The following is a 26959-nucleotide window of genomic DNA, read 5'->3' on the forward strand; positions in this document are numbered from 1 at the left end:
GACCGATTTATGCCGACTCACCCGCTGGTATTCCATGCCTCGCCCGACCAGACGATCGCCTGGCGCGACGGCTCGCCCGTCACCGTGCGCGCCTTCGTCGCCGACGTCGCGCGCGTGGCCGCCGCGCTGCCCGCCGGCGGCCACGTGTTCAACGTGTGCCGCGACCGCTATCGCTTCGCGGTCAGCCTGTGCGCGGCGCTCGTCGCCGGCAGGATCAGCCTGCTGCCGTCGACGCATACGCCCGAAATGGTCCGCCAGCTCGCGTCGTTCGCGCCCGACGCGTTCTGCCTGCACGATGCGCCCGACTGCGCGATCGACCTGCCGCGCTTCGCGTATCCCGACGCCGCGCCCGGCGAATGCACGGGCGATGCGCCGTTCGCCGTGCCGCAGATCGACGCGGCGCGGATCATGGCCTACGTGTTCACGTCCGGCTCGACCGGCGCGCCGGTGCCGCACCGCAAGACCTGGGGCTTCCTGGTCGGCTGCGTGCGCGCGGCGGCCGAGCGCCTCGGGCTGCTCGACGGCCCCGCGGCCACGCTGATCGGCACGGTGCCCGCGCAGCACATGTACGGCTTCGAGTCGACGGTGCTGCTCGCGCTGATCGGCGGCCTCGCGTTCAGCAATCGCCAGCCGTTCTACCCGGGCGACATTCGCGACGAGCTCGACGCGATCCCGCAGCCGCGCGTGCTCGTCACGTCGCCGATCCACCTGCGTGCGCTGCTGTCGGCCGGCCATGCGCTGCCGCGCGCGGCGCTGGTGCTGTCGGCCACCGCGCCGCTGTCGGAAAAGCTCGCGTGCGAAGCCGAGGCCGCGCTCGACGCGCCGCTCGTCGAGATCTACGGCAGCACCGAGACCGGCCAGATCGCGACCCGTCGCACGTCGCAAGGCGCGGCGTGGGACCCGTTCCCGGGTATCCGGCTCGACGCGCGCGACGCACGCGACGATTCGGCCGGCGACGACAGCGGGCCGACGGTCTGGGTATCGGGCGGACACGTCGAGGCGCCCGTGCCGATGGGCGATGCGCTCGAGCTGCTCGGCGACGGCCGGTTCCTGCTGCACGGCCGCAAGGCCGACCTCGTCAACATCGCCGGCAAGCGCACGTCGCTCGCATATCTAAATCATCAGCTCAACGCGATCCCCCAAGTGGTCGACGGCGTGTTCTTCATGCCCGACGAAGCCGCGCCCGCGCGTGGCGACACGGCGCTCGAACCGGTCACGCGGCTCGTCGCGCTGGTCGTCGCGCCGACGCTCGCGGCCGCCGATCTGCAACGCGCGCTGCGCGAGCGAATCGACCCCGCGTTCATGCCGCGCCCGCTCGTGTTCGTCGATGCGCTGCCGCGCAACGAAACGGGCAAGCTGCCGCGCGACGTGCTGGCCGCGCTCGTCGCGCACCATGCGCGCGCCGCGGCCGCGACGGCCACGACGGTGGGTACGCCGGCCGAGGGCGACCCGGCCGGCACGCCGTCGCCCTCGCTCGCGTTCACGATTGCCGCCGACCATCCCGCACTGCCCGGCCACTTTCCCGGCCATCCGGTCGTGCCGGGCGTCGTGCTGCTCGATCACGCGATCCATGCGATCGGCGCGGCGCTGAACCGTCCGCTGCACGCGTGGCGGCTCGGCGCCGCGAAATTCCTGAGCCCGGTCGCGCCCGGCGAACCGCTCGATCTCGCGTACGACGCCGCGGCCGGCGGCGCGATCCGCTTCACGGTGCGCGCCGGGTCGCGCGAGGTCGCGACCGGCGTGCTGTCCGCGCCAACGGCCGCGCGGGATGGCGCGCAGCCATGAAGCGCACCGCGTGGGCCGAGCGTCAGGAGCGCAGCAACGCGGGCTTGCTGCGCGCGATGACGTGGATCTCGCTGCGCTTCGGCCGGCGGCGCGCGCGCATCGTGCTGCACCTGATCGCGACGTATTTCGTGCTGTTCTCGCCGGCCGCGTGCGCGGCGTCGCGCGACTACCTGCGTCGCGTGCTCGGCCGCCCCGTGCGCTGGCGCGACGTGTACCGGCACGTGTTCACGTTCGCGGCGACGATCCACGATCGCGTGTACCTGATGAACGGGCGCTTCGACCTGTTCGACATCCGGCTGCACGGCGAAACGCTCGTCGACGCTGCGCTCGCGGGCGGACGGGGCGCGTTCCTGATGGGCGCGCACCTCGGCAGCTTCGAGGTCGTGCGCGCGATCGGCCGCACGCGCCCGGACCTGCGCGTGGTGGTCACGATGTACGAGCAGAACGCGCGCAAGATCAACGCGACGCTCGCGGCGGTGAACCCGGCCGCGCAGCCGGAAGTGATTCCGCTCGGGCAGGTCGACTCGATGCTGAAGGTGCGCGAGCGCCTCGACGCGAACTGCATGGTCGGCATGCTCGCCGACCGCACGCTGCTCGACGACGCGGCCGCGTCGCTGCGGCGCCTGCCGCTGCTCGGCGCGCCGGCCGCGTTCCCGCTCGGCCCGCTTTACATGGCCGCGATGCTCAAGCGCCCGGTGATCTTCATGACGGGCCTCTATCGCGATGGCAACCGCTACGACGTGCACTTCGAGACGCTCGCCGATTTTTCCGACGTGCGGCGCGATACGCGCGCGGCGGCGGTCGACGCGGCGCTCGCGCGCTACGTCGCGCTGCTCGACAGGTACTGCCGCGCGGCGCCGTACAACTGGTTCAACTATTTCGATTTCTGGCAAGGCGACGCCGCGCCCGCGCGCCGCGAGCCGGTGCGCGCCGGCGTCGACCTGCCCGCCACGAGGGATTCCGACGCATGACCGCCGCTCGCCGCCGCCTGTTCCCGTTCTCGTTGCCCGTGGCCGCGTGCACCGCGCGCGTGCTCGCCGCCAGCACCGCCGCGATCGCGCTGGCCGTGCCTGCGCACGCGTCCGATACCGGTTCGGCCTGGACTCTCGACCGGCTGATGTCGACGCTCGCGCAGCACAAGTCGGGCCGCGCGACCTTCACCGAGACGAAGCACCTGTCGATCGCCACGCAGCCGGTCGAATCGTCGGGTGAACTGGTGTTCGTCGCGCCCGATCATCTGGAAAAGCACACGCTGAGCCCGAAGCCCGAGCACCTCGTCGTCGACGGCGACATGCTCACCGTCGAGCGCAACGACCGCAAGTACACGCTCGCGCTCGCGCGCTATCCGGAGCTCGGCGCGTTCATCGACAGCATCCGCGCGACGCTCGCCGGCAACCGCTTCGCGCTCGAACGGGTGTACAAGGTCGCGCTGTCCGGGCGCGGCGACGACTGGACGATGACGCTCACGCCGCTCGACTCGCGGATGCTGAAGGTCGTCAGCACGATCACGCTCGACGGCACGCGCGACACGTTGCGCAGCGTCACGATCCGGCAGGCCGACGGCGATCGTTCGGTGATGCGCCTGCAACCCGCCGCGGCGAACGCGAACTGATGGACGATCGCATGCGCCCCTCCCCCGTCGCCCCCCGCGTGCCCGCATGGCGGCAGCGCGCGGTGCTCGTGTGGCTGCTCGCGCTCGTCGCGTGCGGCGTCGCGATCGGGCGCGCGCACTTCACGGCCGACCTGTCCGCGTTCCTGCCGAACGCGCCGAGCGCCGGGCAGCGCGTGCTCGTCGACCAGTTGCGCGACGGCATCGTGTCGCGCCTGATCCTCGTCGCGATCGACGGCGGCGATGCGGCCACGCGCGCCGCGCTGTCGCGGCGCGTCGCCGGCACGCTGCGCGCCGATCCGCGGTTCGCGGCCGTTCACAACGGCGAAGCCGCGAACGACGCGCGCGACCGGCAGTTCATCTTCGATCACCGCTATCTGCTGAGCCCGGCCGTCACGCCGCGGCGCTTCAGCGCCGACGGCCTGCACCAGGCGCTCGGCGACAGCCTCGACCTGCTGAGTTCGTCGGCCGGCCTCGTCGCGAAGGCGATGCTGCCGCGCGATCCGACCGGCGAAGTCGCCGCGCTCGTCGACGGCCTCGACGGCGCGGCCGAGCCCGCGAGCCGCGACGGCGTGTGGGCGTCGCGCGACGGCACGCGCGCGGTGCTGGTCGTGCAGACGGCCGCCGCCGGCTCCGATACCGACGCGCAGGCCCGCGCGATCGACGCCGTGCGCCGCGCGTTTGCGGCCGCGACGCGGGCCGTGCCGAACGCGAACGCGGCGACGCTCGCGATGACGGGCCCCGGCGTGTTCTCGGTCGACACGCGCGACACGATCCGGCACGACGTCGAGCGGCTGTCGACGGCGAGCGTCGTGCTGATCGTCGCGCTGCTGCTCACGCTCTACCGTTCGCCGCGCACGCTCGCGCTCGGCTTGCTGCCGGTGCTGACGGGCGTCGCGGCCGGAGTCGCGGCGGTCAGCGCCGCGTTCGGCACGGTCCACGGGCTGACGCTCGGGTTCGGCACGACGCTGATCGGCGAAGCCGTCGACTATTCGATCTACCTGTTCGTGCAATCGGCATCGGTCGGCACGCGCGGCGCCGCGCACCCGGCCAACGCGACGCGCGCGTGGGTCGCCGCGTACTGGCCGACGATCCGGCTCGGCGTGCTGACGTCGGTGTGCGGGTTCGCGTCGATGCTGTTCTCCGGATTCCCGGGCCTCGTGCAACTCGGGCTCTATTCGATCGTCGGGCTGACGGCCGCCGCGCTCGTCACGCGCTTCGTGCTGCCGCACCTGCGCGGCGAGCATGTCGCGATTCGCGACGTATCGCGCGTCGGCGCCATGCTCGCGCGCGCGGCCGACGCCGCGCCGCGGCTGCGCTGGCCACTCGCGGTACTCGTGGTTGCCGCGTGCGCGACGCTCGCGCTGCATCGCGACGGCCTGTGGAGCCGCGAGCTCGCCGCGCTCAGCCCCGTGCCGGCACAGGCGCAGGCGCTCGACGCACGGCTGCGCGCCGACGTCGGCGCGCCCGACGTGCGCTACCTCGTCGTGATTGCCGCGCCGACCGAACAGGCCGCACTCGAACGCGCGGAAAAAGTGGCCGCACAATTGCAGCCGCTCGTCGACCGCGGCACGCTCGGCGGTTTCGACAACCCCGCACGCTACCTGCCGAGCGACGCCGCGCAGCGCGCACGCCAGGCGAGCCTGCCGGATGCGAACGTACTCGCCGAACGGATGCGCGTTGCCGTCGCGAACCAGCCGATCTCGGTGAAACCCGACCTGTTCGCGCCGTTCGTCGCCGACGTCGACGCCGCGCGTCGCGCGCCGCTGCTGGCGCGCGCGGACCTGCGCGGCACGTCGATGGCGCTCGCCGTCGACGCGCTGCTGACCGAACGCGACGGCCGCTGGAGCGCGATGCTGCCGCTGCGTGCGCCGGACGCCGCGCGCACCGCGCAGCCGGCGCCGAGCGTCGACGCCGCGCGGATTCGCGCCGCCGTCGCGCGCGCGGGCGTGCCCGATGCGCTGTTCGTCGACATGAAGGCCGAAGCCGATCGGCTGTACGTGAGCTACGTGCACGAAGACATCCGGCTGTCGCTCGCGGGATTCGCCGCGATCGCCGTGCTGCTGCTGATCGCGCTGCGCTCGCCCCGGCTCGCCGCGCGCGCGCTCGCCCCGCTCGTCGCGGCCGTGCTGGTCGTGACGGCCGGTTTCGCGCTCGCCGGCGTGCAACTGACGATCCTGCACCTCGTCGGGATGCTGCTGATCGTCGCGGTCGGCTCGAACTACGCGCTGTTCTTCTGCCGGCGCGGCGACGCGCAGCCCGTCACGCCGTACACGCTGGTGTCGCTGCTGATCGCGAACCTCGCGACGGTCGCCGGCTTCGGGCTGCTCGCGCTGTCGCGCGTGCCGCTGCTCGAAACGTTCGGGCTGACCGTCGGCCCCGGCGCGATACTCGCGCTCGCGTTCGCGGCGATTCTCGCGCCGCGCGCCGCGGCGGCGGTCGGCAATCACCAGCAAGGAGGCCGCGCATGAACGTGCCGCCTTTTATCCCCCCGCGCGATACCGGCGACGCACGCCGTTGGAAGCCGACGCCGCTGATCGCGGGCGCCGCCGCGCTGCACGCGGGCGCGGCCGCCGCCATGATCGCGCAACCGGCCGCGTGGCCGTGGGCCGTCGGCGGCGTGGTCGCGTCGCATCTCGCGCTGACCGCGGCCGGCCTGTGGCCGCGCAGCACGCTGCTCGGTCCGAACTGGACGCGCCTGCCGGCCGGCGCGGGCCGCCGCATCGCGCTGACGATCGACGACGGCCCGGACCCGGACGTCACGCCGCGCGTGCTCGACCTGCTCGACCGTTACGACGCGCGCGCGACGTTCTTCTGCATCGGCGATCTCGCACGCCGTCATCCGCGGTGGATCGAGGCGATCGTCGCGCGCGGCCATGCGGTGGAGAACCACAGCCAGCGGCACCGCCATACGTTCTCGCTGTCGGGGCCGGCTGCGCTGCGGCGCGAAATCGCCGCCGCGCAGCAGACGCTGACCGACGTCGCCGGCACGCGCCCGCTGTTCTTTCGCGCGCCGGCCGGCCTGCGCAATCCGTTTCTCGAACCCGTGCTGTGCGAATTCGGCCTGCAACTCGCGAGCTGGACGCGGCGCGGCTTCGACACGCGTGCGCGCGACGCCGCGACCGTCACGCGCCGCCTGCTGCACGGGCTCGATGCGCGCGACATCCTGCTCGTGCACGACGGCCACGCGGCACGCGATGCGCGCGGCGAACCGGTCGTGCTCGACGTGCTGCCCGCGGTGCTGCGCGCAGCCGCCAACGCGCAACTGCACTGGACCACCTTGCGCGCGGCGCTCGCGCCCGAACCGCCCGGCCAGCCGGGCGTTCCGGCACCCCCGTTTGATAAGATCTGACCTCGAACGGCGCGCGTGCCAGCCCTGCGGCAGCGCCCGTTCCGGCCACCGGATGCGACTCTCGTGAACCCTCTCCTGCTCTCGCACTTCACCGCCACCAGCTGCATCGGCCGCGGCCTCGACGCGACCCTCGATGCACTGCGCCACGCCCGCGGCGGGCTCGTGCCGTGCAACTTCGAGCGTGCGGATCTCGACACGTGGATCGGCGCGGTGGACGGCGTCGATGCGCGGCCCGTACGCGCCGATCTCGCCGACTTCGAGTGCCGCAACAACCGCCTCGCGCAACTCGGCCTGACGCAGGACGGCTTCGATGCGCGCGTCGCGGCGGCGGTCGCGCGCTACGGCGCCGCACGCGTGGGCGTGTTCGTCGGCACGAGCACGGCCGGCATCCTCGAAACCGAACGCGCGTACCGGCGCCGTAACCCGACGAGCGGCGCGCTGCCGGCCGACTTCCGCTATGCGCACACGCACAACCCGTATTCGCCGGCCGCGTTCGTGCGCGCGTATTTCGCGCTGCGCGGGCCGGCAATGGCGATCTCGTCCGCGTGCTCGTCGGGCGCGAAGGTGTTCGGCTCCGCGCGCCGCATGATCGAGGCCGGGCTGATCGACGCGGCCGTCGTCGGCGGCGTCGATTCGCTGTGCCTGACCACGCTGTACGGCTTCAATTCGCTGGAACTGCTGTCGAGCCAGCCGTGCCGGCCGTTCGACGTCGCGCGCGACGGCATCTCGATCGGCGAGGCCGCCGCGTTCGCGCTCGTCGAACGCGCCCCGGCCCCGCCTGCCGCGCTCGACGGCGACGCGATCCTGCTGCTCGGCATCGGCGAATCGAGCGACGCGCACCATATGTCGTCGCCGCATCCGGAAGGGCTCGGCGCGCGCGCCGCGATCGAACAGGCGCTCGCGTCCGCCGGCCTCGGCGCACACGATATCGATTACGTTAACGTGCACGGCACCGCGACGCCGAGCAACGACGCAGCGGAAAGCCGCGCGGTCGGCGCGCTGTTCGCGCGCACGCCGTGCAGCTCGACGAAGGGCGCGACCGGCCACACGCTCGGCGCGGCCGGCGCGCTGGAAGCGATCGTCGCCGCGCTCGCGCTGCGCGAGCAATTCGTGCCGGCCGGCGTCAACACGACGCAGCCCGACCCGGCGCTCGTCGCCGATTACGTGCTCGCGAGCCGCGACACGCGCGTGCGCGCCGTCCTCTCCAATTCGTTCGGCTTCGGCGGCACGAACTGCAGCCTGATCCTCGGCCGCACCGATCACGACCGCCGTTGAGGCCCGCCATGACGCTCACCGCCTTCATCGAAAGCATCGGCCTCGTCGGCCCGGGATTGAACGGCTGGCCGCACGCGGCCGACGTGCTCGCGGGCCGCGCGCCCTACGTGCCTGCCCGCACCGAGTTGCCGCCGCCCGCCGGCCTGCCGTCGGCCGAGCGGCGTCGCACGGGCCCCGTCGTGCGCGCCGCGCTCGCGGTCGGCCACGAAGCGGTGGCCGCGAGCGGCCGCGACGCCGCGACGCTCGCGACCGTGTTCAGCGCATCCGGCGGCGACGGCCAGAACTGCCACGCGATCTGCGAAACGCTGGCCGGCGACGATCGCCAGTTGTCGCCGACCCGCTTCCACAACTCGGTGCACAACGCGCCGGCCGGCTACTGGAGCATCGCGACCCGCGCGATGGCGACGTCGAACGTGCTGTGCGCGCACGACGGCAGCTTTGCCGCCGGCCTGCTCGAAAGCCTGTGCCAGATCGTCGTCGATCGCGTGCCGAGCCTGCTGATCGCGTACGACACCGACTATCCGGAACCGCTGCGCGCGGTGCGGCCGATCGGCGACGCGTTCGGCGTCGCGCTCGTGTTGGCGCCGGAAGCCAGCGAGCGCGCGCTCGCCCGTATCGACGTCCAACTCACCGACGCACCCGCGACCGCGCTCGCGCACGCCGGGCTCGACGCACTGCGCACCGGCAATCCGGCCGCACGCGTGCTGCCGCTGCTCGAGGCGCTCGCCACGCAACGTACGACGCGCGTCGTGCTCGACTATCTGGACGATACGCGCGTGCAGGTCGACGTCGCGATGCCCGGGACCTTCGCGGAGCGCGCGCGATGAACGCAAACGCCGCACCGGCCCCGCCGCTCGACCACGCGTGGATTGCCGCGCACATTCCGCACGCCGGCGCGATGTGCGTGCTCGATTCGGTCGATGCGTGGGATGCCGAACGCATCCGCTGCACCGCGACGAGCCACCGCGATCCGCGCAACCCGCTGCGCGCGTACGGGCGGCTCGCGTCGGTCTGCGGCATCGAATACGCGGCGCAGGCGATGGCCGTGCACGGCGCGCTGCTCGGTGCGCACGATGCACGCCCGCGCGCCGGCTATCTCGCGAGCGTGCGCAACGTCGACGCGTTCGTCGACCGGCTCGACATCTTCGCGCAGCCGCTCACCGTGGACGCGCAACGCGTGAGCGGCGACGGCCGCTCGGTGCTATACGGCTTCGCGCTGCGCTGCGGCGAGCGCGTGCTGCTGTCCGGCCGCGCGGCGGTGATGCTCGACGCATCGGCCGCCGGCGCGTTTCAACCGGCGCCTGCCGGCAACCCGAAACCTCGATGACGAGGCCCACCTCAAGGAACCCGGTCGTGAAAGTTCGTCAGTTCATTGGCGCCGCGCTCGTTCTGGCGCTGCTCAGCCCGCTCGCCCACGCGGACCTGTCGGAAGTGAAGCAGGACATCAAGCGCGATTCGAAGGAAGCCGCGCACAAGACCGGCGAAGCGGCGCGCAGCTTCGGCCACGCGACCGCGAGCGCCGCGAAGGCGGTCGGGCACGGCGTCGCCCATGCGTCGCGCGAAGGCTGGGAAGCCACCAAGCGCACGACGAAGCGGATCTTCCACAAGAACGACTCGGGCGAATCGGCCGGGAAGGGCGAAAGGAACGACTGATCCCGCGCCCACGCGTCGCGGACGGCATGCGCGCGGGACGTGACCGCCGATCGACCGCTCATCGATCATCGATCGCAACGCGTCGGCGCGACGGCCAACGTGCGCGGCGCAGCGGCCTGGCCGGCCTGCGCGCGAAGCACTTGCCGTACGCTGCGAGCCCGCAATCGCGATGATCGAAATTCCGCAACAGCCGCGCGCGGCGCCGCTCGAGCCGGTAGAGCGAAATCGCCATCGTCAGCGCGACGGCCAGTGCCGTGCCGCCGATCACGAGTCCCATCCAGGTGTCGCCCATGCGTCCTCCGGAATGCGAGGCCGAAGCGGCGCGCCTGCCGTCGCTCCGGCACGGGATGGCGCGCAACGCTGCCCCCACGCGCGCGAATGCCGTGCGGGCCGCCGCGCGTCAGTGCATGTGCTGACCGCCGTTGATCGCGATGTTGGAGCCCGTCACGAAGCCGGCCTCCTCCGAGCACAGGTACGCCACCAGCGCCGCGACTTCCTCGGGCTTGCCGAGCCGACCCACCGGAATCTGCGGGAGGATCTTCGCGTCGAGGATGTCCTGCGGGATCGCGGTGACCATCTTCGTCGCGAGGTAGCCCGGCGACACCGTGTTCACCGTCACGCCCTTGCGCGCGACCTCGAGCGCGAGCGATTTCGTGAAGCCGTGCATGCCGGCCTTCGCGGCCGCGTAGTTGGTCTGGCCGACCGAACCCTTCGAGCCGTTCACCGACGAGATGTTGACGATGCGGCCCCAGCCGCGCTCGACCATGCCGTCGCAGACCGGCTTCGTCATGTTGAACACGGAGTCGAGGTTCGTGCGGATCACCGCGTCCCAGTTGACCTTGTCGAGCTTGCGCAGCGTCATGTCGCGCGTGATGCCCGCGTTGTTCACGAGAATGTCGACCGGGCCGACGTCCCGCACGATCGTCTCGATGCATTCCCGGCACGAGTCGTGATCGGCCACGTCCACCGGGTACGCAAGGAACGTGCGACCGGCCGCATGCATCTCGGTCAGCCAGCGGTCCGCGCCGGCGTTGTTCGGCGAATACGTGACGACGACCCGGTGGCCCGCGTCGTTCAACCGGATGCTGACCGCTTCGCCGAGACCGCCCATCCCACCTGTCACAACTGCGATTCGCTTAGTCATACTATGAATTACCGACAAAAAAGTAATCGATGAAAGGCGGGGCGACGGCATCGCACCTGCTGCCGCCCCACCGCTTCGATGCACGGCCGCCCCGCGTCGCGGGCGCGGCACGCATCGGTACCTCGCGCTTATTGTCGATTTCCCGTCTTGCGCGAAACCCGCGCGGCTCACCCGCGGCGCTGGCGCGCGCCGCAAGCGAACCGTACCGTCAATCACTGCTCAGACACGCTCGACCGCGAGCGCGACGCCCATCCCGCCGCCGATGCACAGCGACGCCAGCCCGCGCTTCGCATCGCGCTTGGCCATCTCGTGCAGCAGCGTCACCAGGATCCGGCAGCCCGACGCGCCGATCGGGTGGCCGATCGCGATCGCCCCGCCGTTCACGTTCACCTTCGACGTGTCCCAGCCCATCTGCTTGTGCACCGCCAGCGCCTGCGCCGCGAACGCCTCGTTGATCTCCATCAGGTCCAGGTCGCCCGGCGTCCAACCCGCGCGCTCCAAGCACCGGCGCGAGGCCGGCACCGGACCCATGCCCATCACGCTCGGATCCACGCCCGCGTTCGCGTACGCCTTGATCCGCGCCAGCGGCGTCAGGCCCAGCGCCGCCGCCTTCTGCGCCGACATCACCAGCACGGCCGCCGCGCCGTCGTTCAGCCCCGACGCGTTTGCCGCCGTCACCGAGCCGTCCTTCGCGAACGCCGGCTTCAGCCCGGCCAGCGATTCCGCCGTCACGCCGTGACGCACGAACTCGTCGGTCGCGAACTGCAGCGGCTCGCCCTTGCGTTGCGGGATCGACACCGGCACGATCTCGTCGTCGAAGCGCCCGGCCTTCTGCGCGGCTTCCGCCTTGTTCTGCGACAGCGCCGCGAACGCGTCCTGCTCCTCGCGCGTGATCCCGTATTCCTTCGCGACGTTCTCCGCCGTGATGCCCATGTGGTACTGGTTGTACACGTCCCACAGGCCGTCGACGATCATCGTGTCGACCAGCTTCGCGTCGCCCATCCGGAAGCCGTCGCGCGAGCCCGGCAGCACGTGCGGCGCCGCGCTCATGTTCTCCTGGCCGCCCGCGATCACGATGTCCGCGTCGCCCGCGACGATCGCGTTCGCCGCCAGCATCACGGCCTTCAGGCCCGAGCCGCACACCTTGTTGATCGTCATGCCCGGCACGGCGCTCGGCAACCCCGCCTTGATCAGCGACTGCCGCGCCGGGTTCTGCCCGGAGCCGGCCGTCAGCACCTGGCCCATGATCACTTCGCTGACCTGCTCGGGCTTCACGCCCGCACGCTCCAGCACCGCGCGGATCACCGTCGCGCCCAGTTCAGGCGCGGCCACCTTCGCCAGCGAGCCGCCGAATTTGCCGACCGCGGTCCGCGCGGCCGATACGATCACTACGTCCGTCATGTTCAGTTCCTGCATCGAAATCAGTGTGTCGTTCTGACGCCCGCTCGAGGCGTGCTGTACACGGCGATGACGCGTGTCGGGCCATCCGGCGCGATCGCGGCCACACGCCGCCGTACGCCATACGGCGGGCGACATCCGTTCGCACCGTGACACGGGCAACCGTGCACGGGCGTCTTGCGGCGAGCCGAAGCTCGCCAGCCCCGCGTGGCACACGCGGCGCCGGCGCCAATCAATCGTGTCGCGCCTGCGCGCGACACGCATTCATGCGCGTTCGTGCTCGTTCGGGCCCGTTCGGGCCGTCACGCAGCCGATTCGCGCGCGGCCGCTGCGTCCTTGCGTGCGGCGGCCGCCGTCTGCTTCGCGCCGCGCGTGGCCGTTTCGCTGACCACATCGAAGCCGCTCTTCGCCGCTTCGATCGCCTGCCCCGTGGCTTCACGCACGGAGTCGGCCGCGGCGCTCGCCGCGGACAGCGCCGAATTCAGCGCGGCCACCACCGGCGCCGAGCCGGCCGGCGCATGCTTCGACAGCTCGCCGAGCACGTCCTTCAGGCGCTTGTCGTTCTGCTCGTACTGCGCCTGGGCGACCTTCGCCCATTCGGACTGCGTCGACACCGCGATCTCGAACAGATGGCGGCCGTACGACGCGACCTTGCCGGCCGCTTCCTGCGGCGCGGCGACCTGCTGCGCGAAGCCCGCGGCCGGGTTGCTGCCGGTGAACGCGTTCTTCAGCTTGTCCTCGTAGTCCTCGAGCGCCGTCCGGGCCGCTTGCAGGTTGAGTTCGACGACAGCCTCGAAACCGTGGATCGCCGGACGGGCGATTGCAAACCACGCGGCGATACCGGACTGATAATCGGCGGTGAGTTTTTCGGGGGCAAATACGGACATCGGGCACGCTCCTGTTGGCTATGCGAGAGACGACGTAAAGAAAAATGGAAGCTCGGGTAAACAACCGCTTCCTTATTGAAACCCGTCACCTGTTTGGGAACGGGCGGTAGAAGGAAGTCATTCTAGATCGATTAATTGTCAATTAAATGGCATTAATAATAGGTGTAAACCCTTATTACCCTTTGAACCGTCCGCCGAAGCTGCGGGCACGCCGAAATCTCAGACAAGACAGTGCCCCTCACCGGCCGGCGACGCTTTTTTACCTTTTGCAGCACAGCGCATCATGACGTGGCGCAATATTTGCCAATTCATTATTCCGCTTATTAGAAAACCGGGCACCATTGAAAATGGAGCACCCATTTATGTCATATTTTTTGTGGATTTCTTGTGAAATCGTTTTCTTGATTATTAATGACGAAATCAATAATCGGACGAATTGCCGGTCGCGACAAAAAAACAAGGCCGCTCGAAGCGGCCTCGGTCGGTGCGGTCGCGCGCGAGATCAGCCGGCCAGTTCGCGATGCAGCGCGCGGAACTCCTGCGCGAGCTTGTGCGTCGGCTCGAGATGGATCACCGGCCTCGACTGCTGATGCGATTCGCGGATCTTCACCGATGCGGACAGCCGCGACGCGAGCACCGGCAGCCCTTCGTCGACGAGCTCGTCGACCAGCCGTTGCGGCAGGCTCGCGCGCGGCTGGAACTGGTTGATGACAATCCCTTCCACCTCGAGCGCCGCGTTGTGGTCCTGCTGGATTTCCTTCACGTTCTCGAGCAGCGTGTACAGCGCGCGGCGCGAGAAATCGTCGCAGTCAAACGGGATCAGGCAGCGCTCGACCGCGATCAGCGCCGAGCGCGTATAGAAATTCAGCGCGGGCGGCGTGTCGATGTATACGGCGTCGTACATGTCGAGCTCGTTCAGCGCGTCGCGCAGCTTGTAGATCTTGTAGCGCGATTCGAGCTTGCCGTGCAGCGTGTCGAGATCCGGATGCGCGGGCATCACGTCGAGCCCGTCGAACGGGGTCGCGTGGATGAACGACGCGACGTCGATCGGACGGAAGTTGAAGGTCAGCGCGGTTTCGAAGAAGCCGGCGACGCCCGGTTGCGCATCGGCCGCGGCGTCGCCGAGCAGGTAGCGCGTCGAGTTCGCCTGCGCATCGAGATCGATGACGAGCGTGCGCAACCCTTCGCTCGCGCTGATCGCCGCCAGGTTGCAGACGATCGTCGATTTGCCCACGCCGCCCTTCTGGTTGAACACGACACGCCGCATAGTCCCCTCTCGATCGAAGCCAACGGAAGACACCAGCATACCCGAGACAGGTTGGCTGCCGTATCGCGACGTGCATCGGGATCGTGCGGCGAATCGCCGAGCCCCCTGCGTGCATCGATGTGCGCCCGCCGCGGACGCATCCGCTGCCAGCCGTCCCCGATGGTTGCACGACCCACACAGACGGGCGGGCACGCGGCCACGCCGGCCCGATTGAGTCGCGCCGATGAACGACGAAGGCGAGGCACCGGATCACTCCGATGCCCCGCCTTCAGTGACTACGACAAGCGACGGTCAGCTTCGCGGGTGGCTGGCGAAAAGCCCGCCCCCCGCATCGAGACCGGTGCGCTTACCGGGACGCGATGACGCGACGGCCAGCACCGATCTGTTGCACCGCGGCTGCCGCGCCGGTTGCCACGCTCGACTCGATATGTCCGTAGTTCAAGCCCGCCAGACCACCGTAAGCCTGGTCATACCCGGACACATAGTTGATGCGGCTGCTCGTCGTCGAGCCCTTCACCGTGGCCACGTTATAGCCGACGAGACCGCCGAGACGCGCACCCCTACCGCCGCTCACCGTACCCGACGATTCCGAGCTCGACACGAGTTGGCCGTTAGTGCCGACCAGACCGCCGACGCTCGCATAATCGCCGCCCGTCACGTCGCCTGTCGCCTTGCTATTCGCAACGCTACCCGCCACATTGCCCATTCCGACGAGACCGCCTACGGCGCTACTCGTGCCGGCAGTCACCGCGCCGGACGCTTCCGAGTTCGACACTCGACCGTCGTTGTGGCCGACCAGGCCGCCGGCGTAAGCGGAGTTGCCGCCCTCCACCACGCCGATCGCCTTGCTGTTCGAAATGTCACCGTTCGCGTTCTTGCCGACCAGACCGCCGACGCTCGCCGAAGCGCCCGCCACCACCTTGCCTGACGCCTTGCTATTTGCGATGGTGCCGCCGTTCATGCCGACGAGGCCGCCTACGGTGCTCTTCATGTCAGCGCTCACGTAACCCTTCGCCTGGGACCCGCTGATGGCGCCGGTGTTGACGCCAACGAGGCCGCCCGCGAGGCTGAAAGCGCCGCCCGTCACCTGGCCGTACGCATCCGAACCGGAAATCGTGCCCTTGTCGTTATTGCCGACCAGACCACCGACATGGCTGGCTCCGCCGCTGGTGACGTCGCCGCGGGCGATCCCCACCGTGATTTGCCCCTTGTTTTGACCCACGAGGCCACCGATAAGCGCAGCCGACTTGTCGGTCACGTCGCCCGTTGCCGTCCCGTTCGTGAGGACGCTTTCGTTCACGCCAACGAGACCGCCGATCGCGGCCGAGCCGACGCCCGAGACATTGCCCGTCGCCGTTCCATTGGCGACCGTGCCGAGAAGATGCCGGCCGATGAGGCCGCCGATCGTGGAACCGGACGCGGTGCCGTTGACCGCGCCGCTCGCCGACACATTCGAGAGCGAACCGCGGTTCACGCCGATGAGACCACCGATCGCGGAATTACCGGCGCCGCGGACGGTGCCGCTCGCCGACGAGTTCGCGATGCTCGTGCCGACGTCGTTGTCGCCCACCAGGCCACCGATGCTGCTGTTACGGCCGCTGACGGCAACGTTGACGCTCGACGACGAATTCTGGATCGCACCCGTGCCGACGTCACCGTTCACGCTGTTCACGCCGACCAGACCGCCCACCTTCGCATTGGTCTGCGCCAGCGTGATGCTTCCCGTGCTGCTCGAATTCGAGATCACGCCGCCGCGGTTGATGCCGGCCAGACCGCCCACGCCGCCGTAGAACCAGCTCTGATCCGCGATCCCGCCCGAAATGGTCGTATCGGCCGAGCTGTTGCTGATCGTGCCGAGCTTGTCCGGACGGCCCGCGATCGTGTAGTTTTCGCCGACGAGACCGCCCATCGACAACGTGGCCCAGCTGCCTGCAATGCGCCCGGTGACCGACGACCGATCGATGTCGCCGCCCAGGTTCGTGCCGACGAGACCGCCCAGCACCTGCATGCGCGACGTCCCGCCGTTCACGACCACGTTCGTCGCCTTCACGTTGGAGATGACGCCGGTGTCCGTATTCACGCCCGCCAGGCTGCCGATCATCGCCGGCCCGTTGCCCGTGTACGATCGCGCGCCCGTCACGTTCACCGACGCGAGCTTCAGGTTGCCGATGTAGCCGGCGTTCACCGAGAACAGGCCGATGAACGGGCCGGTGCCGTACACCGATACGTTGCTGATCGTGTTGCCCAGGCCGTCGAACTTGCCGAAGAACGTGCGGTCGTTGCCGATGCTCCGGAACTGGCGCCCACCGCCGTCGATTGCGCTGCCGAGCACGTAGCGGCCCGACAGGTCGTTGTCGATCGAACGCAGTTGATCGACGCTGTTGATCACGCGATACGCGTCGCCGTTCGAACGGTACGACGCATTCGCACCCGACAGCGTGACGACGCCGTCGCCGTTCACCGCGAGACCGCTACCCGGATTCAGCTCCAGCTTCGCGTTGCGGCCATCGAGCGTCAGCTTGTCGTTCACGCGGATCTGCTTCGCCGCGTTCACCGTGACGCCCGCGTCGTCGCCCGTCGCCGTCACCGGCCCGTGCAGTTCCACGTCGCCTTGACGCGACGTCAGCGTCAGCCCGTTGTCGCTACTCCAGGTAACCGGCGCGTCCACCTTCAGCGTGCCGGTCGTGCGAGCGAGTTCGACGTTGGTCGTGCCGAGATTGCGCGCCAGCGTATCCGCGCCGATCGCGGCATCCGAACCGCCCGAACCGCCGACCTGCTGGCCGCCGATCACGAGCGCGCGCGACGCGGCGCTCCGACCAACGCCGGCATTCGCCGACTCGATCGTCCACTTGCCCGCCACACCATCGTGCCCGCGCGTGTCGACCGTCGTCGTGTCCGCCACGCGCACCGCGGCACCCTTCGTCACCACGGCGCCGTGGCCTTCCGCGCCCGCCAGCGTGCTCGCGTCCAGCGTCCCGGCCACGTGCACCGCGCCGTCGCCACCGTCCAGCGTGATCCGGCCCGCGACGTTGTTCAGCCCCTTCGCCTCGATCGTCCCGCTGTTGTTCACCACCGTGCCCAGCAGGCTGTTCGCCGACCGTGCCGACATCAGCACCTGGCCGCCGTCGGCCTTCAGCAGGCCGCCGTTGCTCACCAGCGCGTCCACCGCCGCGCCGTTCACCTCGAGGCTCAGCAGCTTGCTGCCGTCGAAGTTCACCTTCACGTCATTGCCCGCGCCCAGCGCGACCGTGCCCATCTGCGCCCGGATCACGCCGTTGTTCGTCACCTGCGCGCCCAGCAGCGCGACACCGCCGCCGTCCGCCGCCGTGATCGTGCCCTGGTTCACCACCTGGCCTGCCGACTTACCGGTGAAGCGGAAGTTGCCGTTCAGGAAATCCTTGTCGGAGATGTCGCGCGTCGACGCCACGAGGCCACCGACGTTCACTTGCGCGCCCGATCCGAACAGCACCCCGTTCGGGTTCACCAGGAACACCTTGCCGTTCGCATCGATGCGGCCTTCGATGTTGCTGCCGTTCGCACCGACCACCCGGTTCAGCGCCAGCGACTGGCTCGTCGGCTGATTGAACGACACGCGCTCGCCGCCGGCGACGCTGAAGTCCTGCCAGTTCGTGATCAGCTTGTCCGTATGCTGGTTGATCGACATCGTCTTGTTGTCGGCCGACGTCGCGAAGTCCCCCTTGCCCGACACGATCTCGGCGCCCGTGGGCAGCGCATATGCGCTCGACGCCGCGAAGCCTAGCAGCGACACGGCCGCCGCGATTACCCGGCGGCCGCCCGCCTTGCCGCGCCGACGCGCGTTCTCGCCCGCCACGCTCCAGCATCCGTTCGCTTGATTCCAGACCAATGCATAAGCCTTGTTCATCTTTGGTTTCCTTGTTGTATTGACTGCCAAACCCTGCGTCATGCAGGCGCTCGTCCAGACGCTCAGAAATACTGAGTCGCCTGAAACCAGATTCGCGGCGAGCCGGCGGACGACGCCAGCCCTTCGCTTGAGGCGAACGGCCAGGCGGCCGCCACCGTGACTTGATGCCCCTTCCCGTACCAGCCCGCGCCGAACCCCGCGGCCTGCATGCGGATGATGTTGGTGTCCTTGAACACGCGATGCTTGTTGATGCCGACCCGGCCGGCGTCGACGAACGTGCTGACCCGCCAGCCGGGCGCCACCGCATACCGCAATTCCGCGCTCGCCTGCCACCCCTGATCGCCGCTGCCCGAGCCGAGCGTGTAGGCGCGCACGCCGTACGGGCCGCCGAGGCTGAACTGCTCGGACGCGTCGAGATTGCCCGACGACAGCTGGCCGCTGAACTGTGTGTAGAACTGGAAGCGCGAGCCGAGCGCCTGCAGGCGCATCACGCTGACGCCGAGTTTCTTGAAGGTGCCGCGCGTCTTGACGAACCCCTGCGCGCCAAGCACGTCGGCCGTGCGCAGGCGGCCCGCGCCGGCCGACACGGAGAAGGCGGTGGTGCCGCCGCCGAGCAATGCGTCGTCGCCGTTGCCGCTCAGCGTGAAAGTCCATAGACCGACGTTCTTGTCGTCCTGTATCTGGAACGCGCGATAGTCGTCGTGAAGGTTCTTGTTCTCGTATTGGAGTTGCGCGTTCAGGTTGAACGCGCGGCCGCGCAGCAGCGGCTGAACGACAAATGCGCTCTGGATGTTGGCGCGACTGTGAAGATCGAGTTCCTCGAAGCCTTCGCCGACCTTCGAATGCAGATTCGAGTAGCCGACGCCGACGCGCGTCGACCACGGCCCGACGGGCAACTGGTACGACGCGCTGTAATAGCGCTGCAGCGTGTCGCTTCCCATGCCGCGCAACGTGAGCCGATCGCCGATGCGCAGCGGCGAGTTGACCGCGACGCTGCCGGTAAGCCGGTAGCGCCCCGTCGACAGGTTGCCGTAGTTGTCCGCCTCCAGCGTTCCCGTCGCGATCGGCCCGGGATCGGCGTCGATCACCAGATCGGTCGAGCCCTGCGTGCGCCCCGAGCGCAACGTGCCCTTGGCGTCGACGCCGGGCAGGTCGCCGACGAGCAGCAGGCTGCGCGCCAGATCGACACCGCGCACCGCCTCGCCCGGACGCAGTGCGGACAGCGGCTGGCGCACCACGCCGTCCAGCACGCGCGAGCGGTTATGGAGTTCGATCCGATCGTAGCGGCCTTCCAGCACGTCGATCCGGACGACGCCGTCGTCGATGTCCTGACGCGGCAGATAGGCGCGCGCGAGCACGTAGCCATGCTCGCGGTAGTAGGAAGTGATGCGAGCCGCCGCCGCCTGCAGTTCGCCAAAACTCAGCTCCCGCCCGGTCAGGTCCTGGAGGAGCGGCTCGAGCTGCGCCGACGTGAACACCCGGTTGCCGCCGATCGCGAACGCGCGGACCGTCACGCGCGGCCCCGCATCGACGCCCTCAGGCGCGGGTGCGGCCTGCTCCGTACGCTCGATGCTCAACTCGGGCGCGGACGCGGCCGGGAGCGCCGGGCGCACGGATTCGATTTCGCGCATCGACTGGCCCGCGTTCGGCAACTGCGAAAACGCGATACCGGGCAGGAACAGCCCCATCGCCGCGCAACAGCCCAGCGCGTATGGAACACCGCCGCCGAGGCCGGCAACGGGCGCGCGCGCCGCCGCTGGGCGTGCGTCTCGATGATGCGTGACGCCTGGATGCCGGGTCGCAAGAAAGTACCAGAAACCTCGGCCGTAACGATCCATTATCAATTCGGTAAACCACCATTTGCATTCGCTACCGAATCATAATTTTCAGTCCTATCGAGATAAATAATACAAGTACGATTTATTTTTAGAAAAACGAAATCCTTCGATAAATTCCTAATACTCCCCGAAAAAACTACACATCATTCGGCTTTCTTGTCGACTCCCGCCGCCCGATTCCATCACCGACATCTCCGCCCCGGCGGTCGGAATCAGCCGGTGTCCTAACGATACTGGCGCAACAAGGTCCTCTAGCGTCGATCGGGCATGCGAAAGCGAAGGAATGCGGACCGCGTACAGGCCGTCCGGACAATTGATCAGCCGGAGACGTGGCCCAGCGCGAAAGCGCTACCTGCCGCCGCCATTCGAGGCGAAGGGTCCCGAAGCAAAATAAAAATCGTCGCAGAAAATCGAATCAGATTTGATCCGCCATGGGCTAAAAAGGCTAAAAAAAACCCCGCCAAAAGGCGGGGTCGATCTTTACAGCGTTTGGTTGCGAGATCTCAGAACGGAATATCGTCGTCCATCTCGTCGAAGCCGCCGCCTGCCGGCGCGCTCGGACGGCTCTGGCCGCCGCCACTTGCCCCGCCGCGCGCCGCGCCGCCGGCACGACCGCCGCCGCCACCGCCACGCTCCATCTGCTCGCCGCGACCGCCGCCGCCACCGCCGTAGCCGCCGCCATAACCGCCTTCGTCACCGCCGCCACCGCCGCCGCCCGAACCGCCGCGGCCGCCGAGCATCTGCATCTGTTCGGCGACGATTTCGGTCGAGTAACGGTCCTGGCCGTCCTGGCCCTGCCACTTGCGCGTGCGGATGCGGCCTTCGATATAGACCGACGACCCCTTCTTCAGGTATTCGCTGACGATTTCCGCCAGACGGCCGAAGAACGCGACGCGATGCCACTCGGTCATTTCCTTGAAATCGCCGCTTGCCTTGTCCTTGTAGCGGTCGGTCGTCGCGAGGCGGATGTTCGCAACCGCGTCGCCGCTCGGCAGGTAACGGACTTCAGGATCGGCGCCGAGGTTGCCGACGAGGATGACCTTGTTGACGGATGCCATGTGTTTCTCCAGTAAATTCGATGCCGGGCCGCCGCGACAGCCGTCGGAGCAGCCCGCCGGGGGAGCCGGCGAACGCCGCCGGCGCCTACCCGACAATCAGGTTCCGGCCTTGCGCGGCGGCGCTTTCATGTTGGCCGCGATTATAAGCCACGCGGCCACGAGCCCCGAACACGTGTAGAACACGGTGTTCGCGCCGCCGTGCTTCAGCAGCCAGCCGCCCACGATGCCGCCGAGCGCGAGCCCGATCGACTGCGTGGTGTTGTAGACGCCCGTGGCCGCGCCCTTGCGCGAACCCGGCGCGAGCTTCGACACGAGCGACGGCTGCGACGCTTCCAGGATGTTGAACCCGAGGAAGTAGACGAAAAGGATCGCCGCCACAATCAGGATGGTATGCGGCGCGCTGCCCAGCAGCAATTGACCGATCAGGATAGCCAGAATGCCGCCGAGCAGCACCGGCTTCATCTTGCCCCGTTTTTCCGCGACGATGATCGCCGGCACCATCATCACGAACGCGAGCCCCATCACCGGCAGGTACACCTTCCAGTGCGCGGCGACCGGCAGCCCGCCGTCGACCAGCAGGCGCGGCACGACGAGGAACAGCGCCGTCTGCGTCGCATGCAGCACCAGCACGCCGAAGTTCAGGCGCAGCAGCTCGACGTTGTGCAGCACCTCGGCGAACGGCGCGGGCACGTGCACGGGCTTCGCCGCATCGGGCACGATCCACAGCACGACGCCGATCGCGAGGATCGACAGCACGCCGACGATCGCGAACAGCCCGCTCATCCCGACCCAGTGGAACACGATCGGCGCGCCGACGATCGCGACCGCGAACGACACGCCGATCGAGCCGCCGACCATCGCCATCGCCTTCGTGCGGTTCTGCTCGGAGGTCAGGTCGGCGATGAACGCGAGCACCGCCGACGACACGGCGCCCATGCCCTGGATCACGCGGCCGACGATGATCCACGTGATGTCGTGCGCGAACGCGGCGACGAAGCTGCCGAGCGCGAAGATCACGAGACCCGCGGCGATCACCGGCTTGCGGCCGAACTTGTCGGACGCCCAGCCGTAGAAGATGTAGAACAGCGACTGCGTGACGCCGTAGGCCCCGAGCGCGATCCCGACGAGCAGCACGTTGTCGCCGCCCGGGATGGTTTTCGCGTAGACCGAAAACACCGGCATGATCATGAACAGGCCGAGCATGCGCAACGCGAAAATCGCCGCGAGCGACGTGGTCGCGCGCAGTTCGGGCGCAGTCATGCGGGAAGACGTGGCAGACGGATTGGACATCGGGAATGAATTTCGAATGATCGGAATGTCCGCCCGGCAGCGGGCGGCGGAAGATCAGGGCCGGCGGCCTGGCGGCCTTTCGGGCGACACGTCGGGGCCGGATGCGGATGGCCTGCGGGCCGCCCGGAACCGTGCGGCGCGACCGCTTTCCCCGGCGCAGGTGTCGCTTTGCTGCCACCTGCCGCAAGGGCTGGGGACCGTAAACGACGGTCTCGAAAAGCCGTTATAGTAGCAGGTTTGGTTTCCTCCATTTTCGCCAGGTTCATGGAACAGATCCGTATCCGTGGGGCACGCACCCACAACCTGAAAAACGTCAATCTCGACCTGCCGCGCCACAAGCTGGTCGTGATTACCGGGTTGTCCGGGTCGGGCAAGTCGTCGCTCGCGTTCGACACCCTTTATGCCGAGGGCCAGCGCCGCTACGTCGAGAGCCTGTCCGCCTATGCCCGCCAGTTCCTGCAGCTGATGGAGAAACCCGACGTCGACCTGATCGAGGGGCTGTCGCCGGCGATCTCGATCGAGCAGAAGGCGACGTCCCACAACCCGCGTTCGACCGTCGGCACGGTCACGGAAATCCACGACTACCTGCGACTTTTGTACGCACGTGTCGGCACGCCGTACTGCCCCGATCACGACATCCCGCTCGAGGCGCAGAGCGTGTCGCAGATGGTCGACGCGGCGCTCGCGCTGCCCGAGGAAACCAAGCTGATGATCCTCGCGCCCGTCGTCGCGGATCGCAAGGGCGAGCATGTCGAGCTGTTCGAGGACATGCAGGCGCAGGGCTTCGTGCGCTTTCGCGTGCGCTCGGGCGGCGGCGCCGCGAACGAAGGCGCCGCGAAGATCTACGAGGTCGAGTCGCTGCCGAAGCTGAAGAAGAACGACAAGCACACGATCGACGTCGTCGTCGATCGCCTGAAGGTGCGCCCGGACATGAAGCAGCGGCTCGCCGAATCGTTCGAAACCGCGCTGCGCCTCGCCGACGGCCGCGCGATCGCGCTCGAGATGGATACCGACAAGGAGCACCTGTTCAGCTCGAAGTTCGCGTGCCCGATCTGCTCGTACTCGCTGCAGGAGCTCGAGCCGCGCCTGTTCTCGTTCAACAACCCGATGGGCGCGTGCCCGGAATGCGACGGCCTCGGCCAGATCACGTTCTTCGACCCGAAGCGGGTCGTCGCGCACCCGTCGCTGTCGCTTGCCGCCGGCGCGGTGAAGGGCTGGGACCGCCGCAACCAGTTCTACTTCCAGATGCTGCAGAGCCTCGCGGCGTTCTACGAATTCGACATCGACGCCGCGTTCGAGGATCTCCCCGAAAAGATCCGCAAGGTGCTGCTGTTCGGCTCGGGCAAGCAGACGATCCCGTTCTCGTACATCAACGAGCGCGGCCGCACGACGATCCGCGAGCACGTGTTCGAAGGGATCATCCCGAACCTCGAGCGCCGCTACCGCGAGACCGATTCGGTCGCGGTGCGCGAAGAGCTGTCGAAGTACCAGAACAACCAGCCGTGCCCGTCGTGCGACGGCACGCGCCTGCGCCGCGAGGCGCGCCACGTGCGGATCGGCACCGGCGACCATGCACGCGGCATCTATGAGATCAGCGGCTGGCCGTTGCGCGACGCGCTCGGCTATTTCGACGGGCTGACGCTCGACGGCGCGAAGCGCGAGATCGCCGACAAGGTGATCAAGGAAATCGTCGCGCGCCTGACGTTCCTGAACAACGTCGGGCTCGACTACCTGTCGCTCGAGCGCAGCGCCGAGACCTTGTCGGGCGGCGAGGCGCAGCGCATCCGGCTCGCATCGCAGATCGGCTCGGGCCTGACCGGCGTGATGTACGTGCTCGACGAGCCGTCGATCGGCCTGCACCAGCGCGACAACGACCGCCTGATCGCGACGCTCAAGCATCTGCGCGACCTCGGCAACTCGGTGATCGTCGTCGAGCACGACGAGGACATGATCCGCACGGCCGACTACGTCGTCGACATGGGCCCCGGCGCCGGCGAGCACGGCGGCGTGGTGGTCGCCGAAGGCACGCCGAAGCAGGTGCAGTCGAACCCGCAGTCGCTGACGGGCCAGTACCTCGTCGGCAAGCGCGTGATCGAGTACCCGGACGAGCGGCTCGCGCCCGATCCGGAGCGGATGCTGCGCATCGTCGACGCGCACGGCAACAACCTGAAGCACGTCGATCTCGATCTGCCGGTCGGCCTCCTGACCTGCATCACCGGCGTATCGGGCTCCGGCAAGTCGACGCTGATCAACGACACGCTGTATCACGCGGTCGCGCGCCACCTGTACGGCTCGGCCGCCGAGCCGGCGCCGCACGAGGCGATCGAGGGCCTCGAGCACTTCGACAAGGTGATCAACGTCGACCAGTCGCCGATCGGCCGCACGCCGCGCTCGAACCCGGCCACGTATACGGGTCTGTTCACGCCGATCCGCGAGCTGTTCTCGGGCGTGCCGACGTCGAAGGAGCGCGGCTACGATCCCGGCCGCTTCTCGTTCAACGTGAAGGGCGGCCGCTGCGAATCGTGCCAGGGCGACGGCGTGCTGAAGGTCGAGATGCACTTTTTGCCGGACGTCTACGTGCCGTGCGACGTGTGCCACGGCAAGCGCTACAACCGCGAAACGCTCGAAGTGCAGTACAAGGGCAAGAACATCAGCGAAGTGCTCGACATGACGGTCGAGCACGCGTACGAGTTCTTCAGCGCGGTGCCGGTCATCGCGCGCAAGCTGAAGACGCTGCTCGACGTCGGCCTCGGCTACATCCGTCTCGGCCAGTCGGCCACGACGCTGTCGGGCGGCGAGGCGCAGCGCGTGAAGCTGTCGCTGGAGCTGTCGAAGCGCGACACCGGCCGCACGCTGTACATCCTCGACGAACCGACCACCGGCCTGCACTTCCACGACATCGCGCTGCTGCTGGAAGTGATTCACCGGCTGCGCGACCAGGGCAACACGGTCGTGATCATCGAGCACAACCTCGACGTGATCAAGACGGCCGACTGGGTGATCGACCTCGGCCCCGAAGGCGGCGCCGGCGGCGGCCAGATCATCGCGCAAGGCACGCCCGAGCAGGTCGCGAAGACGAAGGCGAGCTTCACCGGCAAGTACCTCGCGCCGCTGCTGAAGCGTCCCACCCGCAAGGTCGCGGCCGGCTGACGCCCCGTTCCGCCGTTCCCGCGCGCGGCCGCCCGGCCGCGCGCCCCCTCGTTTTCCCTTCTGCGTTTACACCACGCGCCAAACGGCCCGTTTGCGGACCATAATGGCAGCTATACTTTACGGTCGTAAGGTTCGCCATCCGCACCAATCCGGTGCGGCGCCGGGCGGCCCGCGCTCTGCCGCGCGCTCCGCGGCACGACACACGGACGACAGGAATCCACGATGGAGAAGCAACAAGAGTCGCGCGACACGCAGAACCGCGAGCCGCACCTGCGCAGCGTGCGGCTGACCAGCGACTTGAGCCTGCCGAAACTGTCGGCACTCGAGATCGGCAGCTATCTCTTCGCGCTCGTCATGATGTGGCTCGTCCTCGAGCTGCGGCTGCTCGGCGGGATGCTGGCCGGCCTGCTCGTCTATCAGCTGATCCACACGATCGCGCCCGTGATCGAACGCCATACCACCAGCATGCGCGCGCGCTGGGTCGCCGTCGTGCTGCTGTCGATCGCGATCGTCGGCGCGCTCACCGGCCTGACGCTCGGCATCATCGAGCATTTCGAGCACACGGTGCCGAACCTGCAGAGCCTGCTCGGCCAGCTGATGCAGATCGTCGAGCAAACCCGCGCGCGCACGCCGGCCTGGATCGCGAACCTGCTGCCGGTCGACGTCGAACAGATGAAGACGAAGGCGGCCGTGCTCATGCATTCGCACATGGACCAGCTCCAGCAAAGCGGCAAGAGCGTCGCGCGCGGCTTCGGCCACGTGCTGTTCGGGATGATCATCGGCGCGATGATCGCGATCGGCGTCGAGCAGGGCAAGGTGCGCCGGCCGCTATCGACCGCGCTCGTCACGCGCGTGTCGCGCTTCGCCGACGCGTTCCGCCGGATCGTGTTCGCGCAGATCAAGATCTCGGCGATCAATGCGGCCTTCACCGGCATCTACCTGCTCGTCGCGCTGCCGATCTTCCACCAGCGGCTGCCGCTGTCGAAGACCCTCGTGCTCATCACGTTCATCGTCGGCCTGCTGCCGGTGATCGGCAATCTGATCTCGAATACGCTGATCGTCGCGGTGTCGCTGTCGGTCAGCATGGGCACCGCGATCGCGTCGCTCGCGTTTCTCGTGGTCATCCACAAGCTCGAATACTTCCTGAACGCGAAGATCATCGGCGGCCAGATCGAGTCGCGCGCGTGGGAGCTGCTGCTTGCGATGCTGATCATGGAAGCCGCGTTCGGGCTGCCGGGCGTGATCGCCGCACCGATCTTCTACGCGTACCTGAAACGCGAGCTGTACCTGCTGCGGCTGATCTGACGCCGCCCGCTCGCCAACGGCAAACGAAAACGCCGCGCCCCGTGAAGGGCGCGGCGTTTTCGCTT

At 68.7% G+C, this 26959-nt stretch carries 20 protein-coding genes; 11 read left to right on the plus strand and 9 right to left on the minus strand.

Going from position 1 to position 26959, the window contains the following annotated elements; all coding sequences use genetic code 11:
• Positions 1 to 9 precede the first annotated feature (9 nt).
• The 9 genes from CFB52_RS14445 (at position 10) to CFB52_RS14485 (ending at position 9674) form a co-directional block, all read left to right on the plus strand.
• Entirely contained in the window at positions 10 to 1785 is a 1776-nt protein-coding gene (locus tag CFB52_RS14445; RefSeq protein WP_099316821.1) for an acyl-CoA synthetase family protein, read from the plus strand.
• Entirely contained in the window at positions 1782 to 2756 is a 975-nt protein-coding gene (locus CFB52_RS14450; RefSeq protein WP_099316822.1) for an acyl-CoA synthetase, read from the plus strand. The genes CFB52_RS14445 and CFB52_RS14450 overlap by 4 nt, the downstream gene beginning before the upstream one ends.
• Positions 2753 to 3397 (plus strand): outer membrane lipoprotein carrier protein LolA, encoded by a 645-nt coding sequence (locus CFB52_RS14455; protein WP_099316823.1) that lies wholly within the window; start codon positions 2753 to 2755, stop codon positions 3395 to 3397. The genes CFB52_RS14450 and CFB52_RS14455 overlap by 4 nt, the downstream gene beginning before the upstream one ends.
• Entirely contained in the window at positions 3397 to 5865 is a 2469-nt protein-coding gene (locus tag CFB52_RS14460) for an MMPL family transporter (RefSeq protein WP_099316824.1), read from the plus strand. The genes CFB52_RS14455 and CFB52_RS14460 overlap by 1 nt, the downstream gene beginning before the upstream one ends.
• Positions 5862 to 6746 carry a polysaccharide deacetylase family protein gene (locus tag CFB52_RS14465; RefSeq protein WP_059580731.1) on the plus strand — a complete coding sequence of 295 codons (885 nt, stop codon included), beginning with the start codon at positions 5862 to 5864 and terminating at the stop codon, positions 6744 to 6746. The genes CFB52_RS14460 and CFB52_RS14465 overlap by 4 nt, the downstream gene beginning before the upstream one ends.
• 63 nt (positions 6747 to 6809) lie before the next feature.
• Positions 6810 to 8021: a beta-ketoacyl-[acyl-carrier-protein] synthase family protein gene (locus CFB52_RS14470; protein WP_099316825.1), complete on the plus strand. Its 1212-nt coding sequence runs from the start codon at positions 6810 to 6812 to the stop codon at positions 8019 to 8021.
• A gap of 8 nt (positions 8022 to 8029) precedes the next feature.
• Positions 8030 to 8848 carry a beta-ketoacyl synthase chain length factor gene (locus CFB52_RS14475; protein WP_060010923.1) on the plus strand — a complete coding sequence of 273 codons (819 nt, stop codon included), beginning with the start codon at positions 8030 to 8032 and terminating at the stop codon, positions 8846 to 8848.
• Positions 8845 to 9348 carry a hotdog family protein gene (locus CFB52_RS14480; protein ID WP_059580724.1) on the plus strand — a complete coding sequence of 168 codons (504 nt, stop codon included), beginning with the start codon at positions 8845 to 8847 and terminating at the stop codon, positions 9346 to 9348. The genes CFB52_RS14475 and CFB52_RS14480 overlap by 4 nt, the downstream gene beginning before the upstream one ends.
• Entirely contained in the window at positions 9345 to 9674 is a 330-nt protein-coding gene (locus tag CFB52_RS14485) for a hypothetical protein (RefSeq protein ID WP_059580721.1), read from the plus strand. Before CFB52_RS14480 ends, CFB52_RS14485 begins: the two co-directional genes overlap by 4 nt.
• A gap of 58 nt (positions 9675 to 9732) precedes the next feature.
• Here the strand turns inward: CFB52_RS14485 and CFB52_RS14490 are convergent, their stop codons facing one another.
• The 9 genes from CFB52_RS14490 to CFB52_RS14530 form a co-directional block, all read right to left on the minus strand.
• Positions 9733 to 9966, minus strand: coding sequence for a hypothetical protein (locus tag CFB52_RS14490; RefSeq protein WP_060318007.1), 234 nt, complete (start codon positions 9964 to 9966; stop codon positions 9733 to 9735).
• A 108-nt stretch (positions 9967 to 10074) separates the two neighbouring features.
• Positions 10075 to 10818, minus strand: a complete 744-nt coding sequence (gene phbB / locus CFB52_RS14495) for an acetoacetyl-CoA reductase (RefSeq protein ID WP_059580714.1) — start codon at positions 10816 to 10818, stop codon at positions 10075 to 10077.
• Positions 10819 to 11037: 219 nt separating this feature from the next.
• Positions 11038 to 12219, minus strand: a complete 1182-nt coding sequence (locus tag CFB52_RS14500) for an acetyl-CoA C-acetyltransferase (RefSeq protein WP_060966968.1) — start codon at positions 12217 to 12219, stop codon at positions 11038 to 11040.
• A 299-nt stretch (positions 12220 to 12518) separates the two neighbouring features.
• Entirely contained in the window at positions 12519 to 13103 is a 585-nt protein-coding gene (gene phaP, locus CFB52_RS14505) for a TIGR01841 family phasin (protein WP_059575684.1), read from the minus strand.
• A gap of 502 nt (positions 13104 to 13605) precedes the next feature.
• Positions 13606 to 14370: a ParA family protein gene (locus CFB52_RS14510; protein WP_059575683.1), complete on the minus strand. Its 765-nt coding sequence runs from the start codon at positions 14368 to 14370 to the stop codon at positions 13606 to 13608.
• Positions 14371 to 14716: 346 nt separating this feature from the next.
• Complete coding sequence (locus CFB52_RS14515; RefSeq protein WP_059575681.1) at positions 14717 to 18253, minus strand: GLUG motif-containing protein; 3537 nt, start codon at positions 18251 to 18253, stop codon at positions 14717 to 14719.
• Between the two features lie 62 nt (positions 18254 to 18315).
• The gene (locus CFB52_RS14520; protein ID WP_059575679.1) at positions 18316 to 19941 is read right to left on the minus strand and encodes a ShlB/FhaC/HecB family hemolysin secretion/activation protein; all 1626 of its coding nucleotides are present in this window, start codon (positions 19939 to 19941) and stop codon (positions 18316 to 18318) included.
• Positions 19942 to 20594: 653 nt separating this feature from the next.
• Entirely contained in the window at positions 20595 to 21149 is a 555-nt protein-coding gene (locus CFB52_RS14525) for a single-stranded DNA-binding protein (protein WP_059575676.1), read from the minus strand.
• Between the two features lie 96 nt (positions 21150 to 21245).
• Positions 21246 to 22439: an MFS transporter gene (locus CFB52_RS14530; RefSeq protein ID WP_059575675.1), complete on the minus strand. Its 1194-nt coding sequence runs from the start codon at positions 22437 to 22439 to the stop codon at positions 21246 to 21248.
• A gap of 264 nt (positions 22440 to 22703) precedes the next feature.
• On the opposite strand from CFB52_RS14530, the gene uvrA reads away from it, so the two are divergent.
• Entirely contained in the window at positions 22704 to 25589 is a 2886-nt protein-coding gene (uvrA, locus tag CFB52_RS14540; protein WP_059642614.1) for an excinuclease ABC subunit UvrA, read from the plus strand.
• 222 nt (positions 25590 to 25811) lie between these two features.
• A complete protein-coding gene (locus tag CFB52_RS14545) occupies positions 25812 to 26894 on the plus strand; it encodes an AI-2E family transporter (RefSeq protein ID WP_059575670.1) in 1083 nt (360 codons plus the stop codon).
• Positions 26895 to 26959 lie beyond the last annotated feature (65 nt).

Origin of the sequence: Burkholderia sp. AU18528 (genome assembly GCF_002223215.2) — a bacterium.
GTDB classification, from domain to species: domain Bacteria; phylum Pseudomonadota; class Gammaproteobacteria; order Burkholderiales; family Burkholderiaceae; genus Burkholderia; species Burkholderia semiarida.

Coding starts and splice junctions, on each gene's coding strand:
- CFB52_RS14520 (WP_059575679.1), bottom strand. CDS start 19,941: ATGGGGCTGTTCCTGCCCGGTATCGCGTTTTCGCAGTTGCCGAACGCG.
- CFB52_RS14450 (WP_099316822.1), top strand. CDS start 1,782: ATGAAGCGCACCGCGTGGGCCGAGCGTCAGGAGCGCAGCAACGCGGGC.
- CFB52_RS14445 (WP_099316821.1), top strand. CDS start 10: ATGCCGACTCACCCGCTGGTATTCCATGCCTCGCCCGACCAGACGATC.
- CFB52_RS14460 (WP_099316824.1), top strand. CDS start 3,397: ATGGACGATCGCATGCGCCCCTCCCCCGTCGCCCCCCGCGTGCCCGCA.
- CFB52_RS14485 (WP_059580721.1), top strand. CDS start 9,345: ATGACGAGGCCCACCTCAAGGAACCCGGTCGTGAAAGTTCGTCAGTTC.
- CFB52_RS14545 (WP_059575670.1), top strand. CDS start 25,812: ATGGAGAAGCAACAAGAGTCGCGCGACACGCAGAACCGCGAGCCGCAC.
- uvrA (WP_059642614.1), top strand. CDS start 22,704: ATGGAACAGATCCGTATCCGTGGGGCACGCACCCACAACCTGAAAAAC.
- phbB (WP_059580714.1), bottom strand. CDS start 10,818: ATGACTAAGCGAATCGCAGTTGTGACAGGTGGGATGGGCGGTCTCGGC.
- CFB52_RS14480 (WP_059580724.1), top strand. CDS start 8,845: ATGAACGCAAACGCCGCACCGGCCCCGCCGCTCGACCACGCGTGGATT.
- CFB52_RS14515 (WP_059575681.1), bottom strand. CDS start 18,253: ATGAACAAGGCTTATGCATTGGTCTGGAATCAAGCGAACGGATGCTGG.
- CFB52_RS14455 (WP_099316823.1), top strand. CDS start 2,753: ATGACCGCCGCTCGCCGCCGCCTGTTCCCGTTCTCGTTGCCCGTGGCC.
- CFB52_RS14490 (WP_060318007.1), bottom strand. CDS start 9,966: ATGGGCGACACCTGGATGGGACTCGTGATCGGCGGCACGGCACTGGCC.
- CFB52_RS14525 (WP_059575676.1), bottom strand. CDS start 21,149: ATGGCATCCGTCAACAAGGTCATCCTCGTCGGCAACCTCGGCGCCGAT.
- CFB52_RS14500 (WP_060966968.1), bottom strand. CDS start 12,219: ATGACGGACGTAGTGATCGTATCGGCCGCGCGGACCGCGGTCGGCAAA.
- phaP (WP_059575684.1), bottom strand. CDS start 13,103: ATGTCCGTATTTGCCCCCGAAAAACTCACCGCCGATTATCAGTCCGGT.
- CFB52_RS14475 (WP_060010923.1), top strand. CDS start 8,030: ATGACGCTCACCGCCTTCATCGAAAGCATCGGCCTCGTCGGCCCGGGA.
- CFB52_RS14510 (WP_059575683.1), bottom strand. CDS start 14,370: ATGCGGCGTGTCGTGTTCAACCAGAAGGGCGGCGTGGGCAAATCGACG.
- CFB52_RS14465 (WP_059580731.1), top strand. CDS start 5,862: ATGAACGTGCCGCCTTTTATCCCCCCGCGCGATACCGGCGACGCACGC.
- CFB52_RS14530 (WP_059575675.1), bottom strand. CDS start 22,439: ATGTCCAATCCGTCTGCCACGTCTTCCCGCATGACTGCGCCCGAACTG.